The 14918-nt window shown below is 63.4% G+C and carries 15 protein-coding genes; 6 read left to right on the forward strand and 9 right to left on the reverse strand.

Features of this window, described 5'->3' with window-relative positions:
• Positions 1-57 precede the first annotated feature (57 nt).
• Positions 58-651, forward strand: coding sequence for a nitroreductase family protein (locus tag APH27_RS16855; protein ID WP_060485418.1), 594 nt, complete (start codon positions 58-60; stop codon positions 649-651).
• A gap of 67 nt (positions 652-718) precedes the next feature.
• Here APH27_RS16855 and APH27_RS16860 read toward each other — a convergent pair whose 3' ends face one another.
• The 5 genes from APH27_RS16860 to APH27_RS16880 form a co-directional block, all read right to left on the reverse strand.
• A complete protein-coding gene (locus APH27_RS16860; RefSeq protein WP_027918653.1) occupies positions 719-1651 on the reverse strand; it encodes a D-2-hydroxyacid dehydrogenase in 933 nt (310 codons plus the stop codon).
• Positions 1652-1653: 2 nt separating this feature from the next.
• Positions 1654-1947 (reverse strand): YcgL domain-containing protein, encoded by a 294-nt coding sequence (locus APH27_RS16865; protein ID WP_027918652.1) that lies wholly within the window; start codon positions 1945-1947, stop codon positions 1654-1656.
• On the reverse strand, positions 1944-3077 hold the full coding sequence (gene rnd, locus APH27_RS16870) for a ribonuclease D (protein ID WP_027918651.1): 1134 nt from the start codon (positions 3075-3077) through the stop codon (positions 1944-1946). The genes APH27_RS16865 and rnd overlap by 4 nt, the downstream gene beginning before the upstream one ends.
• 89 nt (positions 3078-3166) lie before the next feature.
• Entirely contained in the window at positions 3167-4804 is a 1638-nt protein-coding gene (locus APH27_RS16875) for a phosphoethanolamine transferase (protein ID WP_060485438.1), read from the reverse strand.
• A 166-nt stretch (positions 4805-4970) separates the two neighbouring features.
• A complete protein-coding gene (locus tag APH27_RS16880) occupies positions 4971-5336 on the reverse strand; it encodes a 5-carboxymethyl-2-hydroxymuconate Delta-isomerase (protein ID WP_060485419.1) in 366 nt (121 codons plus the stop codon).
• Between the two features lie 117 nt (positions 5337-5453).
• On the opposite strand from APH27_RS16880, the gene APH27_RS16885 reads away from it, so the two are divergent.
• On the forward strand, positions 5454-5690 hold the full coding sequence (locus APH27_RS16885; protein WP_027918648.1) for a YdcH family protein: 237 nt from the start codon (positions 5454-5456) through the stop codon (positions 5688-5690).
• Between the two features lie 105 nt (positions 5691-5795).
• Here the strand turns inward: APH27_RS16885 and APH27_RS16890 are convergent, their stop codons facing one another.
• Complete coding sequence (locus tag APH27_RS16890; RefSeq protein ID WP_027918647.1) at positions 5796-6980, reverse strand: PLP-dependent aspartate aminotransferase family protein; 1185 nt, start codon at positions 6978-6980, stop codon at positions 5796-5798.
• A 125-nt stretch (positions 6981-7105) separates the two neighbouring features.
• Between APH27_RS16890 and APH27_RS16895 the strand changes: the two genes are divergently transcribed.
• Positions 7106-7564: an Lrp/AsnC family transcriptional regulator gene (locus APH27_RS16895; protein WP_027918646.1), complete on the forward strand. Its 459-nt coding sequence runs from the start codon at positions 7106-7108 to the stop codon at positions 7562-7564.
• A gap of 119 nt (positions 7565-7683) precedes the next feature.
• On the opposite strand, the gene APH27_RS16900 is transcribed toward APH27_RS16895, so the two are convergent.
• Positions 7684-10014 carry an FdhF/YdeP family oxidoreductase gene (locus APH27_RS16900; RefSeq protein ID WP_060485420.1) on the reverse strand — a complete coding sequence of 777 codons (2331 nt, stop codon included), beginning with the start codon at positions 10012-10014 and terminating at the stop codon, positions 7684-7686.
• Between the two features lie 353 nt (positions 10015-10367).
• Here APH27_RS16900 and moaA point away from each other — a divergent pair, with 353 nt between their 5' ends.
• Entirely contained in the window at positions 10368-11372 is a 1005-nt protein-coding gene (gene moaA, locus APH27_RS16905) for a GTP 3',8-cyclase MoaA (RefSeq protein ID WP_027918644.1), read from the forward strand.
• Between the two features lie 20 nt (positions 11373-11392).
• The gene (locus tag APH27_RS16910) at positions 11393-12292 is read left to right on the forward strand and encodes a bestrophin family protein (RefSeq protein WP_060485421.1); all 900 of its coding nucleotides are present in this window, start codon (positions 11393-11395) and stop codon (positions 12290-12292) included.
• 121 nt (positions 12293-12413) lie between these two features.
• Here the strand turns inward: APH27_RS16910 and moaB are convergent, their stop codons facing one another.
• Positions 12414-12953, reverse strand: coding sequence for a molybdenum cofactor biosynthesis protein B (moaB, locus tag APH27_RS16915; RefSeq protein WP_027918642.1), 540 nt, complete (start codon positions 12951-12953; stop codon positions 12414-12416).
• 140 nt (positions 12954-13093) lie between these two features.
• Here moaB and APH27_RS16920 point away from each other — a divergent pair, with 140 nt between their 5' ends.
• Positions 13094-13981 (forward strand): LysR family transcriptional regulator, encoded by an 888-nt coding sequence (locus APH27_RS16920; RefSeq protein WP_027918641.1) that lies wholly within the window; start codon positions 13094-13096, stop codon positions 13979-13981.
• Here the strand turns inward: APH27_RS16920 and APH27_RS16925 are convergent.
• A complete protein-coding gene (locus tag APH27_RS16925) occupies positions 13969-14751 on the reverse strand; it encodes an AraC family transcriptional regulator (RefSeq protein ID WP_027918640.1) in 783 nt (260 codons plus the stop codon). The two genes, APH27_RS16920 and APH27_RS16925, sit on opposite strands and share 13 nt — an antisense overlap.
• Positions 14752-14918 lie beyond the last annotated feature (167 nt).

Consider the following 14918-nt stretch of genomic DNA (forward strand, 5'->3'; position numbering starts at 1 on the left):
CAGTGCCAGGCGGACGCAGTAGCGTGCGTGCTTTGCCATCCACTTGCAGGAGCCACCATGAGCGCCACCCCCCGCATTGCCGATTACGCCATCAACGAGCAGTTCATCAACCGCTGGTCGCCGCGCGCCTTCACCGCCGAACCGATCAGCGAAGAGACCTTGCTGAGCTTCCTCGAAGCGGCACGCTGGGCGCCATCGGCCTACAACTCTCAGCCTTGGCGCTTCCTTTATGCACGCCGCGACACGCCGAACTGGGAACGCTACCTGAGCCTGCTGGTGCCGTTCAACCGCAGCTGGGCACAGCAGGCGTCGGCGCTGGTGCTGATCATTTCCAAGACCACCTTCGCCGCGCCAGGTGCCAGCGAAGAAAAGCCGGCACTGTGGCACACCTTCGATACCGGTTCCGCTTGGGGCCACCTGGCGCTGCAGGCCAGCATCAGCGGCTGGCACACCCATGGCATGGCCGGGTTCGACCAGGCATTGGCGCGCCAGGCGCTGAAGATTCCTGAAGGCTATGAGCTGCATGCCATGGTGGCGATCGGCAAGCTGGGCGACAAGGCAAGCCTGGACGAAGCGCTGCAGGCGCGCGAATTGCCGAGCTCGCGCCGGCCGCTGAGCGAGTTGGCAGCTGAGGGTGATTTCAGCCTGTAATCCTTGTGTTGATTGGACTGGCGCCTTCGCGGGCAAGCCCGCGAAGAGGCCAGTACAGGCCAAGAAGTCAGTAGCCCCGGGCGAAGTCGACTTCCCCGCGCAACCCCTGCCCCTCTGCATACGCCCGCACATTCTCGGCAAACAACCGCACCATCGCCGCCGGCGAGGTCGGCGCCGAACTGTGGCCGGTCAGCAACAACCCCCAGGCAGTCCAGAACGGATGCCGTTGCGGCAGCGGTTCCTGCCGGCACACGTCGATCACCGCTCCGGCCAGGTGCCCTTCCTTCAACGCCTCGACCAGGTCGGCATCGACCACCGCTGCGCCGCGTCCGGCATTGATGAACAGCGCTGTGGGCTGGAAGCACTGGAACAGTGCGGCGTCATACAGGTCATGGGTTGCGGGCGTATCCGGCAGCAGGTTGAGCACGTAGTCCACCTGCCCGACCATGCGCGGCAAATCCGCAAGCCCGGCAACCTCGACGAACGGCGCCTGCTCGCGGGCACTGCTGGCGATACCGTAGAGGGTCACCCCAAACGGCACGAGAAACTCCGCCACACGCTGGCCGATATCGCCGGTGCCGACGATCAGCACCTTGCGCCCCTCCAGGGTGCGCCCCGGGCGGTCATCCCAGCGTCGCTCGACCTGGCTGACCAGGCGCGACAGCACTTCGCGCTCGTGGCCAAGCATGTAGGTCAGCATGTATTCGGCCATCACCTGGCCGAAGATGCCCACGGCGCGGGTCAGGCGGTAATCACGCGGCAGGCCCTCGGCCAGCAACGGCGTGATGCCGGCCCAGGTCGATTGCATCCACGCCGGCTTGTGGCCCTGGCGCAACAGGCTCGCCAGCAAATCCGGCTGGCCCAGCCAGACCGGGCACTGCGGCGCCTGGCGGGCCAGTTCGGCGGAGTCGTCGCTGGTCAGGATTTCCACTTCAGGCACGGCTTGGCACAATAACTCGGCGTATCGAGCATGATCATGCTCAGCGATCAGTACGCGCATGATCAGACCGGGTCGTTACGGCGCAGCAGCTCTTCGGGCAAGTGCTCGATGTACTCGTCCTCGGCAGGCGGCATCTGCAGGTGATAGCCCTGGCTCTCGAGGTTTTCCAGCACCTTGGTGATGTCTTCGCGGGCCAGCTGGCGCTCGGGGGTCAACACCAGGTCGAAGGCGTGCACAGGCTTGCCAAAGAATGGCAGCAGCGCCTCTGGCACGCGTTCCAGGCCTTCGGCCTTGAGCACGTAGAGGTACATTTCGTTCTTGCGTGGGCTCTTGTAGATCGAGCAGATACGTTTCATTGCTTGTCTCCGGCGCCTGCAAGGTCGTCCAGCAGGGCCTGGCCCATCCGCTCACGGCGCCAGCCGCGCAGCGAATCGGGCAGTTGGTAGGGGCCATTGGGGTAGCCGCTCTTGAGCAGGGCTTCCAGGGCTTTCTTGCGCAGCATCAGCTCGGGGGCGATCCCCAGGCGCTCGCCTTCGGCCTGGCCGATGGCGCGCAGGCGCTTGAGGATACCGGCGGCCTCGATCGGCAGCGGCTCAGGCAGCGGCTGTGGCCATTGCTCGGGCGGCAGGTTGCCGGCGCGCTTGATCAGCTCGAGCAGGTAGGCGCCGTCCTGCCGGATGGTGCGCGGGTGCATTTCTTCGATCTTGGCCAGGGCCGAAAGGTTGTCTGGCTGGCTCTTGGCCATGGGCCAAAGCGAGTGTTCCTTGAGGATGCGATTGCGCGGCACGTCGCGGCTGCGCGCTTCACGCTCGCGCCAGGCGCACAGCTCGCGCAGCACCGCCAGTTGCTGGCGGCTCAGCTTCCAGGCGAGCTTTACGTCGCGATACAGGGTCTGGGGTTCGACCTCACGGCGCAGCGCAGCCACCAGCTCGGCGCCATCGTCCAGCACCCAGGCGTACTTGTCGCCGGACAGGCGTGGCTGCAGGGCAGCGAACAGCTCGGCCAGGTGCACGGCATCTTCGGCAGCGTAGCTGACCTGGGTTTCAGACAGCGGGCGCTGCAACCAGTCAGAGCGGGTTTCGCCCTTGGGCAGCTCGATGCCCAGCACTTCCTGCACCAGGCGCGAGTAACCCATGGAGAAACCGAGGTTCAGGTAGCCGGCCGCCAGCTGGGTGTCGAACAACGGTTGCGGCAGCTTGCCGGTCAGGCGCAGCAGCACTTCAAGGTCTTCGCTGCAGGCGTGCAGCACCTTGACCACGCTGCTGTCGTCGAGCAGTTCGCCCAGCGGCTGCCAGTCGCCGATCAGCAACGGATCGATGAGGAAAGCCCGCTGCCCGTCACCGACCTGGACCAGGCCGGCTTTCGGGTAGAAGGTGTCGACCCGCATGAATTCGGTGTCGAGCGCCACGAAGGGCAGTTCGCGCCACTTGCGGCATTGTTCGGCCAGGGTCTGGTCGTCACGGATCCAGTGAATTTCGATGGCCACAAGGCTCTCCCACAAACATTGGCGCGCAGTATATACGGCGCGGGCCCTGCTGGTGAAACCTGCGCCATCCCTGGTTTAGATGAACGGCCTCAGCGCTGGGCGGTCAACCACGGCCGGCAGCTGGCAAACATGTCCAGCGACTGCTGGTAGAGCTCGGTGCGCACCTGCAGCAGGCCCAGCATCGAGTGGAACAGGTTGTCCTGCGACAGCGGTGCATCGCTGAGCTTGGCCAGGCAGTCGGTGTCGAGGCCGAAGTCCTCCTTGTAGCTGTCGGAGAACCAGGTCAGCAACGGCACATGCTTCTGTTGTTCCGGGGCAATGGCATACGGGGTGCCGTGCAGGAACAGGTTGTACTCGCCCAGCGACTCGCCATGGTCCGACAGGTAGATCATTGCGGTGTCGACCTTGTCCTGCTTGCTGCGCAGGGTATCGATCAGCGAGGACAACACCTTGTCAGTGTAGGCCAGGGTGTTGTCGTAGCCGTTGATGATTTCCTGCTCGCTGCACTGGTTCAGCGCGTTGCTCTGGCACACCGGGGTGAAGCGCTCGCCGTCTTTGGGGTAGCGCTTGAAGTACTCGGGGCCGTGGCTGCCCATCTGGTGCAGCACCAGCACGGTGTCCTTGTCGAGGTTGTCGATCAGCTCGCCCAGGCCTTGCAACAGGATTTCGTCATGGCATTCGCCGTTGGCGCACAGCTGCGGGACTTTGAGGTTGCTGACGTCGATGAACTGCACGCGGTCGCAGGTGCCCTTGCAGCCCGACTGGTTGTCGCGCCACTGCACGGCCAGGCCGGCACGCTGGAGGATGTCCAGCAGCCCTTCGCGGTTCTTCGCCACACGGGCGTCGTATTCCTTGCGTTTCATGCCAGAGAACATGCAGGGCACCGAGACGGCGGTTTCGGTACCGCAGGAATGCACATCGGAGAAGCTCAGCAAGCCCTGTTGCCTGGCAAGGTTCGGGGTGGTATCGCGGTCATAGCCCAGCACGCCGAAGTGATCGGCCCGCGCACTTTCACCCACCACCAGCACGGTCAGCGACTTGCGCGCGTGTTTCTGCCAGGCCACATCACGCTTGGCATCTTCGCCATAACTCTGGAACGGCCGCGCTGCAGTACCGACGCGCTCGTTGACGTAACCGATGGTCGCGCCGACGACATTGCTCGGGGTGAGCATCAGGCGCAGTTCGTGATGGTTGCGAAACAGCGACGACAGCCCTTGATAGTTGATCAGTGCCACCGAGCCCAAGGCCACCACGCAGGCACCGCTGACCACCAGCTTGCCCAGCAATTCGCGGTGCCACGGGCGGTAGGCGATCTGCGCTTTCCACAGCACTATCGAGGGCAATACGCCGAGCAACAGAATATAAGCGGCGAACTTGAACGACATCAGATCGCGCACTTCCGTAACATTGGTCTCGGCCATGTTACGGAACATGCCGGCATCAATAAGTACGCCGTACTGGTTCATGAAGTAAGCGGCACTTGCGCCACTCAAGAACAACACGATCAAGAGCGGCTTCAATACATAACGGAAGGCGAACAGCGTCAATACCAGGTTGAACGCGAACAGCATCAGCACGGCGAACGCCAGGCTCAGCCAAAGCCCTGAAAGCCCTGCGGGTACCACCTCTTGCAGGTGCTCCCAGAGGTATATGTTGAGACCAACCAGCAGGTAAACGCTGGCCAACAGCGTGACCCATTCAGTCCGCAGGGATTTGAAGTTGAGCATCGGCATTCGCAATCAAGAGTCATTATCAACCCCCAGGCCTTTATGGCACTGTGGGAAAGTCGCGAAACTCTAGAAAGCGCACCATCAATTTTTCGTGAAAAAGACGGTAACAATTTCGTAAGCCGATGTCTTTTTTTTCATTAAATTAACGTCATTCAGCGCTCGTTCAGCCAGGCAGACGCAGCTTGGCATAGGGTTCGCGGTCGATGTCGAGCACCTCGACACACAACTGGATGTCCACGCCGGCCCGAGCAGGGATGGCTTCGCGCAATACTTCGAGCAAGCTGCCGGACAACTGCTGCTTCACCTCCGGCGAGCGGCCACTGAGTATCGCCAGGCGCACATGGGCGAAGGCCCGCTCATCTGGCGCGATACCCACCCGGTACTGTTTGAAGGCCTGGGCCCGGCTCTTGATGTCGGCCTCGTCGGCGAACTGGCCACTGCCGACCAGGGCGTGGTTCAGGCGCAGCAGCAGGACATCGACATTCAGATCACACAGGTTGTCGCTGTATTCCAGGTTCAGGTGAGGCATGGCGCAGGTTCCAGGCACGGGAAGGAATGCGACAGCCTACCCCAGTCCCCCACCTGCGCAAAGGCGGCTATCCTCAAAGATCAGGACCTTACCGACAACCCTGACAGAGGTGAAGAAATGCCAGTTCCGCATGATCTGCTCGCTGACCTGCACATTACCGCTGACGCATTCCAGGCACTCATTGACAAGGATCAGGACCTTCACAAGCTGCACAAGGAATACAACACCAAGGACAAGGAAGTGCTGGCCGCCGAGGCCAATGGCACCAACGACGAGGCGGTCAACCGCCTGCGCAAGGAAAGGCTGCTGCTCAAGGACAAGATCGAGCGGATCATCCATCCGCCCAAGGCCTGACAACCCTTAATTGAATTTACCGGCCTCTTCGCGGCTAAAGCCGCTCCTACAGGATCTGCGCATAACCTGTAGGAGCGGCTTCAGCCGCGAAAGGGCCAGCAGCCCTTACACCGCAGCCGAAGCCTTCAACGCGCCATCCAGGTCTTCGATCAGGTCGCGGTAATCCTCGATCCCCACCGACAGCCGCAGCAGGTTCTCGCTGATCCCCATCTCGCCCTTCTGCGCCGGGCTCAACGAGTTGTGCGACATGCTCCAGGAGTGGTTGATCATGCTCTCCACCCCGCCCAGCGAGTCTGCCAGCACGAAGATCTGCAAGGCCTCGACCAGCCGGTTGAGCGCTGCGCGGTCGGCACCCTTGACCTTCATCGCCACCACTGCCCCGCCTGCACGCATCTGGCGCTTGCACAACGCATGTTGCGGATGGCTTTCCAAGCCCGGGTAATACACCTGCTCGACCTGCGGATGACCCTCGAGGAAGCGCGCCACCTGCAACGCGTTGGCGCACTGGCGCTCCATGCGCACATCCAGGGTCTTCAGCCCGCGCAATGCCAGGTAGCAGTCGAACGGCCCCTGGATCGCCCCGACCGCCATGCTGATCTTGCGCAGCCGCGCCAGCAGTTGGTCGTTGGCTGCGACCACAACGCCCCCGGTGAGATCGGAATGGCCGCCGATGTACTTGCTCGCCGAGTGCATCACCAAGTCCACGCCGAGGGTGATCGGCCGCTGGTTCCACGGCGAGCAGAACGTGTTGTCGATACAGGTGAGGATGCCGCGGGCACGGGCCAGGTCGCAGACCGCCTTGATATCCACCAGGTGCAGCAGCGGGTTGGTCGGTGACTCGATCCAGATCAGCTGGGTCTCGGGCTTGATCGCCGCTGCCACCGCCTCGATGTCATTGAGGTCGACATAAGTAGTGGTCAGGCCCGATGTGCGCCCGCGGTAGTCTTCGAGGATGCGGAAGGTGCCGCCGTAAACGCCATTCATCACCACAACGTGGGCGTCCTTGGGCAGTAGTTCCAGCACCGTGGCGGTGGCATTCACACCCGAGGCACAGGCCACCGCACCAACACCCTCCTCCAGCGCGGCAACACAGCTTTCATAGGCATGCCGAGTGGGGTTGCCAACACGGCTATAGGCATATTCGGGGTTATCGTCGAGGCTACGCTTGATATAGGAACTGGCGGTGTAGATGGGCGGGAAGATGGCGTTATCGGCAACACTGGACTGCTCGCCGGCGTGGATGGCACGGGTGGCGAAATTACGCGGCTTGTCGGACATGGTCGGGCCCATTGGCAGGATTCAAGCCTGCAACTATGGCAACAACCTGACGCGGCGGCAATGCCAGGCCCGTACAGGAAATTTTCCTAGCCCTGGGGTAATCTGGGGAAAATTTTTCTCGATGGTTTGCCCCTGCCATGGACAGTTTCGACCAACACATCCTCACCCTGCTGCAACGCGACGCCTCGATCTCGCTCAAGGACCTGGCCGAAGCGGTCAACCTCTCGACCACGCCATGCTGGAAGCGGGTCAAGCGCCTGGAGGAAGAAGGCTACATCCTCGGCCGTGTCGCCCTGCTCGACCCCGAGCGCCTGGGGCTGGGGCTGACCGTGTTCGTCCAGCTCAAGACCCAGCGCCACGACAGCGCCTGGCTGGAGCAGTTCGCGATGACGGTCAAGGGGTTCGAGGAGGTGATGGAGTTCTACCGGATGTCCGGGGACTGGGACTACATGCTGCGGGTGGTGGTGGGTGATATCGCCGCGTATGACCGCTTCTACAAGAAGCTGATCAACAGCACCGAGGGGCTGTCGAACATCACCTCCAGTTTTGCCATGGAGCAGATGAAATACACCACGGCCTTTCCAGTGCATAGATAGCCGGGGCTGTCTTGCAGCCCTTTCGCGACACAAGGCCGCTCCTACAGGGGAACACGATTTCCTGTAGGAGCGGCCTTGTGTCGCGAAAGGGCCGCAAAGCGGCCCCTGGCAAATCCAAGTTAGTCAGCCGCCAGCACCGCCTCGATCCGGTTCCCGGCCTTGGCCTTCTCCAGCTTGATCGCGATGAACTTGGAAGTCGGCGTGTAAGTCCCTTCGCCATAACTCTCCAGCGGCACCAGCGGGTTGGTCTCCGGGTAATACGCCGCTGCCTGGCCATCCGGAATGTCATAGGGCACCAGGCGGAAGCCCGACACCCGCCGCTCCACGCCATCTTCCCACAGCGACACCAGGTCCACCTGCTCGCCCGGCTCGAAGCCCAGGCGGCGGATGTCCGCCTCACTGACGAACACCACCTCGCGCAGGCCGAATACCCCACGATAACGGTCATCGAGCCCGTACAGCGTGGTGTTGTACTGATCGTGCGAGCGCATGGTCTGCAGGATCAGGTCCGGCTTGTCGCCCCGCGCCAGCACCTTGGCATTGACCAGCTCTTCAGGCAGCGAGTGAGGCATGAATCGCGCCTTGCCGGTGGCCGTGCGGAAGTTGCGATCGGCCGCGTTGTTGCCCAGGTGGAAGCCACCGGGGTGCTGCAAGCGCTCGTTGAAATTGGCAAAGCCCGGGATAACGTCGGCGATCATGCTGCGAATGCGGTTGTAGTCGGCGACCGCGTATTCCCAGTCGATCGGCTGGTTGCCCAACGTGGCCTTGGCCATGCCGGCGATGACCCACGGCTCCGAGCGCATATGCGGCGAACGCGGGCGCAGCTGGCCGTTAGAGATATGCACCATGCTGAACGTATCTTCCACGGTCACGCCTTGCGGCCCTTCGGCCTGCATGTCGATCTCGGTACGCCCCAAGCACGGCAGAATCAGCGCATCGCGGCCGGTAACCAGGTGCGAGCGGTTGAGCTTGGTGGAAATCTGCACCGTCAGCGCACAGTTGCGCAGCGCCGCGTGGGTGCGCGGGGTATCCGGCGTGGCTTGGGCGAAGTTGCCGCCCAGGGCGATGAACACCTTGGCCTGGCCCTCTTCCATGGCTTTGATCGCCAGCACCGCATTGTGCCCGTGGGCACGCGGCACCCGGAACTTGAAGCGTTTTTCGATGGCATCGAGCAGCGCTGCCTTGGGCTTCTCGTCGATGCCCATGGTGCGGTCACCCTGCACGTTACTGTGGCCACGCACCGGCGACAGGCCGGCACCGGGTTTGCCGACGTTGCCGCGCAGCAGCTGCAAGTTGACGATTTCCTGCACGGTCGGCACCGAATGACGATGCTGGGTGACCCCCATGGCCCAGCACATGATCACCCGCTCGGCCTTGCGATACATGCGCGCAGCCAGTTCGATCTCGGCCAGGGTCAGGCCCGACTGCTTGACGATGTGGTCCCACGACGTGGCATCCACCGCCGCCAGGTAATCATCGACGCCACTGGTGTGCTCGGCGATGAAGGCATGGTCGAACACCGCCGGCTCGCCCTTGGCCTGGGCCTCACGCTCCCACTGCAAGAGGAACTTGGCGATACCGCGCATGGCCGCCATGTCGCCGCCCAGGGCCGGTCGGAAGTAGGCGCTGGTGGTCGGCTCGGAGCCGTTGCTGAGCATTTCGAACGGGTGCTGCGGGTGCTGGAAACGTTCCAGGCCACGCTCCTTGAGCGGGTTGAAGCACACCACCTGGGCACCCCGCTTGACCGCCTCGCGCAGTGGTTCGAGCATACGCGGGTGGTTGGTGCCAGGGTTCTGGCCGATGACGAAGATCGCATCGGCCAGCTCCAGATCGTGGAACACCACGGTGCCCTTGCCCACCCCGAGGGTTTCCGACATACCGGTGCCGCTGGCTTCGTGGCACATGTTCGAGCAGTCGGGGAAGTTGTTGGTGCCGTAGGCGCGGACGAACAGCTGGTAAAGGAACGCCGCCTCGTTGCTGGCCCGGCCCGAGGTGTAGAACTCGGCCTGGTCAGGCGAATCCAGCGCGCGCAGGTGCTGGGCGACCAGCTCGAAGGCTTCTTGCCAGGTGGTTTCGACATAATGGTCGGTGGCCGCGTCGTAACGCATCGGGTGGGTCAAACGGCCTTGGTACTCGAGCCAGTAGTCGGTCTGCTCGAGCAGCGCGCTGACGCTGTACCTGGCGAAGAACGCCGGGTCCACCGAGCGGCCGGTGGCCTCCCAGTTCACCGCCTTGGCACCGTTCTCGCAAAACTTGACCATGTCGCTTTCCGGCGATTCGCCCCAGGCGCAGCCCGGGCAGTCGAAACCACCGTTCTGGTTGGTCTTGAGCATGGCCCGCAGGTTCTTGAAGGCGTTGTCGCTGCCCAGCCAGCTCTTGGTCACGCTTTTCAGCGCGCCCCAGCCAGCGGCGGGGCCTTTGTAGTCCCTGATGTGTTGGTCCTGGCTCATGCGATGCATCCTCACGCTTCGGTGCTTTTTTCCAGCCTATGGACCCCGTGATAGTGCCGTCCAATCGAAATGTCTTACCCCTTGATAGGCCATTTCGATCATGGCCTCAGACCGCATCGCGGCTTTCGCGGGCAAGCCCGCTCCCACTGGCACACCGCTGCCCTCGGCCCCCGTGATTCCCCTGTGGCAGCGGGCTTGCCCGCGAAGGCCGCGACGCGATCCACCCCTTGAAATGCAAGGCCTGTAGCCGTGATAGAGGGCATTGATGAATCGGTCGGGGAAAGCAATTTGACGGGGCTGCCCACAGGCGATAGCTTGGATCCTGTAGCCCCCATTTCCTTTCGAGCGCCAACGTGGAACAGAACAGCCGGGCCCTGATCGACGGCTTCAACCGGAAAATCGACTACCTGCGGATGTCGGTCACAGACCGCTGCGACTTCCGTTGCGTGTACTGCATGGCCGAAGACATGCAGTTCCTGCCGCGCCAGCAGATCCTCAGCCTCGAAGAACTGTTCCAGGTAGCCGAGCGCTTCGTCGCCCTCGGCACCCGCAAGATCCGCCTGACCGGCGGCGAGCCACTGGTGCGCCAGGGCATCGTCGACCTGTGCGGGCGCATCGCCGCCCTGCCCGGCCTGCGCGAACTGTGCATGACCAGCAATGGCTCGCAGCTCGGGCGCCTGGCCCAGCCCCTTTTCGACGCCGGCGTCACGCGCCTGAACATCAGCCTCGACAGCCTTGATGCCGGGCGCTTCAAGCAGCTCACCCGCACCGGCGAACTTGACCAGGTAATCGCCGGCATCGATGCTGCACGCCAGGCCGGCTTCACGCGCACCAAGCTCAACTGCGTGGTGCTCAAGGGCCGCAACGACCACGAACTGGTCGACCTGGTGCGCTTCGCCATCGAGCGTGAGCTGGACATCACCTTCATCGAAGAGATGCCGCTGGGGGTGATCAGCGAGCATGAGCGCGGCGAGTCCTTCTGCTCCAGCGACGAAGTGCGCCAGCGCCTGGCCGAGCACTTCACCCTGATCGAATCCACCGAATCCTCCCAGGGCCCGGCGCGCTACTGGCGCCTGGCCGAAGCCGCGCACACCCGCGTCGGCTTCATCTCGCCGCACAGCCACAACTTCTGCGCCACCTGCAACCGCGTGCGCCTGACGGTCGAGGGCCGCTTGCTGCTGTGCCTGGGCAACGAACACTCGATGGACCTCAAGCAGGTACTGCGCGCCCACCCAGGCGATGCTGCAAGGCTGGAGAAGGCCATCCGCGACTCGCTGCACCTCAAGCCCTACCGCCACCATTTCGAAGTCGGCGGCGAGGTGCAGATCCTGCGCTTCATGAACATGACCGGCGGCTGAACGGCCGCCTCTGGATTTCCATGATCGTCCACCCCCGCCCCGATGTGCTGCGCGTGCTGTTCACCCTCAAGGGGTCGATCGTCAAGCGCATTGCCCTGCGCTGCCTGATGGTCACCTTGCTGGCCGCGCTGATCGTACTGGTCGAGCGGCATTTCCCGGCATTCTTCTATCCGGTCAGCGCCACGCCGTTCACCCTGCTTGGCCTGTCGCTGTCGATCTTCATGAGCTTTCGCAACAACGCCTGCTACGACCGCTGGTGGGAGGGCCGCAAGGCCTGGGGCAAGCTGATCATCGAGACCCGCTCGTTCGTGCGTGAAAGCGGGGCGATCGCCGACGAGAAGCTACGCGCCGAGCTGTTGCGCAGCCTGTGCGGGTTTGCCCATGGGTTGAATGCGCGGCTGCGCAACGAAAGCGAAGTGGACGCCACGCGCCCCTGGCTGGATGGCACTGCCCCGGTGGCCGCGCACAACGTGTGCGATGGCATCCTGCGCGCTATCGGTACGCGCTGTTCACAGCTGGCAGAACACGGGCAGATCAGCGAATGGCGCTATGCCCTGCTGGAACAGCGCCTGGCCGGGTTGACCGAGGTGCAGGCCACCTGCGAGCGGATCAAAGGCTCGCCATTGCCGTTCCCCTACACGCTGCTGCTGCACCGCACCATCTACATCTTCTGCCTGCTGCTGCCATTTGCCCTGGCCGAGCCATTGGGCTGGCTGGCACCCCTGTTCACCACCATCGTCGGTTACACCTTCTTCGGCCTGGATGCGATCGGCAACGAGCTGGAGGACCCGTTCGGGCGGGATGAGAACGACCTGCCGATGGATGCGATGGTGCGCACGGTGGAGCGGGATGTGCTGGGGGCCCTGGGAGTGGAGCCGCTGCCACCGGTGTTGCTGCCGGTGGACTTTGTATTGAGCTGACGAATGGCTTTTTCTGTACTGGCCCTTTCGCGGGTAAACCCGCTCCCCCAGGTACAGCACAGGCCTCAGGTTGGGCGCAATTCCTGTGGGAGCGGGTTTACCCGCGAAAAGCCAGTGCAGGCTAACCGCGGCTTTCGCAGGCTTCGATGGGCTTCAGATGCTTGACGAAATTACAGGGCCGATGCCGCGCATCCAGCTGTTCCACCAGAATGCCTTCCCAGGCAGTGCGGCAAGCACCGGTCGAGCCGGGCAGGCAGCACACCAGGGTGCCGTTGGAAATCCCCGCCAGTGCCCTGCTCTGCACGGTCGAGCTGCCGATATCGAGAATGGACAAGGCGCGGAACAGTTCGCCAAAGCCATCGACGCTGCGCTCCAGCAGGCACTGCACTGCCTCCGGCGTGCTGTCACGCCCGGTAAAGCCGGTACCGCCGGTGATCAGCACCACCTGCACGTCGTCATCGGCGATCCAGGTCGCCACCTGGGCGCGGATCTTGTACAGGTCGTCCTTGAGCAGCGCCCGCGCCACCAGGCGATGGCCAACTTCCACCGAGCGGCTGGCCAGCAGCTCGCCGGAGGTGTCGTTGTCGTAGGTACGGGTGTCGCTGACGGTCAGCACGGCGATGTTCAGCGGTACGAAAACCGCATCGGGTTGGACGCGCACGGTGAAGCTCCTTGAATGGCATTGTCGTCACGCTAGAGGCAAGCCCGACAGGCGTCCAATCGAAAGGGCGAACCGGCCGATCAATGACATCTATCGCAGACGTGGGTTAAGGTCTGCACAACCAGACTCCAGGCACTTCCATGGACATCAAGCAGCTCAAGTTCCTCATCGCCCTCGACCAGACCCGCCACTTCGGCCAGGCCGCGGCGCTGTGCCATATCACCCAGCCGACCCTGTCCATGCGCCTGCGCAACCTGGAAGACGAACTGGACCTGGTGCTGGTCAAGCGCGGCCAGCGCTTCGAGGGCTTCACCGAGGCTGGCGAGCGCATCCTGGCCTGGGCCCGCACCTTGCTCGCCGCCCATGATGGCCTGCAGGCCGAGGCCGCCAGCTGCCGTGGCCAGGTGGTCGGCAGCCTGCGCCTGGGCACCGTGCCGCTGGCCAGCTTCAACCCCATGCACCTGCTGCTGCCGCTGCGCGAGAAATACCCCGAGCTGCAGTTTCAGCTCAGCTCGCACAGCACCGAGCAGATCATGGATGGCCTGAGCCGCAACCAGCTCGACCTGGGCATCTGCTACCTCGACCAGGTCAACGCCAATTTCTTCGAAGTGATCGAACTGGGCACCACCACCATGGGCCTGCTGTTCGACACCCAGCACTTCCAGTTCGACGCCGACAGCCTGCGCTGGGACGAACTCGGCGATATTCCCCTGGGCTTGCTGAGCAAGGGCATGCACTACCGCCAGTCACTGGACCTGAGCTTCCGTAGCCGCGGCCTGGAACCCAATGCCGTGCTGGAAAGCGACTCGACCTTCCAGCTGGTGCAGGCCATCAACACCGGCGTGTGCTGCGCGATCATGCCGCTGGGCTGCGGCCTGGAAGACCTCAGCGAACACATGCGCATCATCCCCATCGCCGACGCCAGCATCCACAGCCCGGTCGGCCTGCTGCTGCGCCGCAGCGAACCGCGCTCGGCCATTGCCGAGCAGTGCTTCGACGAAGCCAGGCTGCTGTTTCAACCGGCCTGATCCGCCGTCGCCTGGCGGTACTGCCGGGGCGTGAAGCCGGTCAATTGCTTGAACTGGCGGCTGAACGCGCTGTGGTCGGTGTAACCGCAGCGCAGCGCCACTTCGGTGATCGGCAAATCAGAATGCAGCAGCCGATGGGCGTGCTCCAGGCGTGCCTTGTGGATCATCTGCCGCGGCGTGAGGTGGAACACCCGCTTGCAGTAACGCTCCAGCTGCGCCACGGAAATGCCGGCGATGCGGGTCAGTTCACTCATGCTGACCGGCTGGTGAAAATGGCGGCGGATATGCTCGTCCACGGCAGCCAGGCGCTGATAGGCGGGGTGGGTGTCGGCGGCTGACTGCAGGTCGACGGAGATGCCCACCAGGCCAATGATCTCACCCTCGGGGTTGTACAGCGGGCGCTTGTGGGTCAGGCACCAGCCCGGCTCACGGCTGCCGTACAGGTGCAGTTCGAGCTGGTCTTCCAGTACCAGGCCATCCTTGAGCACGCGGCGGTCCTGCTCGGTGTAGCCGGGGCCCAGTTGCGCCGGGAACACTTCGGCGCTGGTCTTGCCCAGCAGCGGTTGCAGGCGCTTGAGGCCACAGCGCTGGACCAGGGTGTTGTTGGCCAGCACATAGCGGGCGGCCGGGTCCTTGATGAAGATCGCGGCGTTGGGGATGGCGTCGAGGATCGGCAGCAGCAGCGAGACACCGCCCAGCAAGGCCTCCAGGGTGGCCGGGCGGTGCTGGTCGAGGGACTGGTACAGGGTTGCCAGGGGGTTATCGGTCATCTTCAGGTTCTCTACCGGCTTTGCCGGACTCTTCGCGGGTAAACCCGCTCCCACAGAAATATCACACGTCTTCAAAGCAGTGCTGTACCTGTAGGAGCGGGTTTACCCGCGAAGAGGCCAGCACTACCAACGCACCTCTACAGCCCTTATGCGGCATGCCTTCCAGC

This window comes from Pseudomonas sp. NBRC 111123 (assembly GCF_001320205.1).
Classification (GTDB): Bacteria; Pseudomonadota; Gammaproteobacteria; order Pseudomonadales; family Pseudomonadaceae; genus Aquipseudomonas; species Aquipseudomonas putida_J.

Excerpts from the sequence above, each read along its gene's own strand:
- APH27_RS16880 (WP_060485419.1), bottom strand. The coding sequence starts at position 5,336 with ATGCCTCACCTGAACCTGGAATACAGCGACAACCTGTGTGATCTGAAT.
- APH27_RS16855 (WP_060485418.1), top strand. The coding sequence starts at position 58 with ATGAGCGCCACCCCCCGCATTGCCGATTACGCCATCAACGAGCAGTTC.
- APH27_RS16890 (WP_027918647.1), bottom strand. The coding sequence starts at position 6,980 with ATGGGCCCGACCATGTCCGACAAGCCGCGTAATTTCGCCACCCGTGCC.
- APH27_RS16860 (WP_027918653.1), bottom strand. The coding sequence starts at position 1,651 with ATGCGCGTACTGATCGCTGAGCATGATCATGCTCGATACGCCGAGTTA.
- APH27_RS16885 (WP_027918648.1), top strand. The coding sequence starts at position 5,454 with ATGCCAGTTCCGCATGATCTGCTCGCTGACCTGCACATTACCGCTGAC.
- APH27_RS16875 (WP_060485438.1), bottom strand. The coding sequence starts at position 4,804 with ATGCTCAACTTCAAATCCCTGCGGACTGAATGGGTCACGCTGTTGGCC.
- APH27_RS16900 (WP_060485420.1), bottom strand. The coding sequence starts at position 10,014 with ATGAGCCAGGACCAACACATCAGGGACTACAAAGGCCCCGCCGCTGGC.
- APH27_RS16920 (WP_027918641.1), top strand. The coding sequence starts at position 13,094 with ATGGACATCAAGCAGCTCAAGTTCCTCATCGCCCTCGACCAGACCCGC.
- APH27_RS16925 (WP_027918640.1), bottom strand. The coding sequence starts at position 14,751 with ATGACCGATAACCCCCTGGCAACCCTGTACCAGTCCCTCGACCAGCAC.
- APH27_RS16910 (WP_060485421.1), top strand. The coding sequence starts at position 11,393 with ATGATCGTCCACCCCCGCCCCGATGTGCTGCGCGTGCTGTTCACCCTC.
- APH27_RS16865 (WP_027918652.1), bottom strand. The coding sequence starts at position 1,947 with ATGAAACGTATCTGCTCGATCTACAAGAGCCCACGCAAGAACGAAATG.
- APH27_RS16895 (WP_027918646.1), top strand. The coding sequence starts at position 7,106 with ATGGACAGTTTCGACCAACACATCCTCACCCTGCTGCAACGCGACGCC.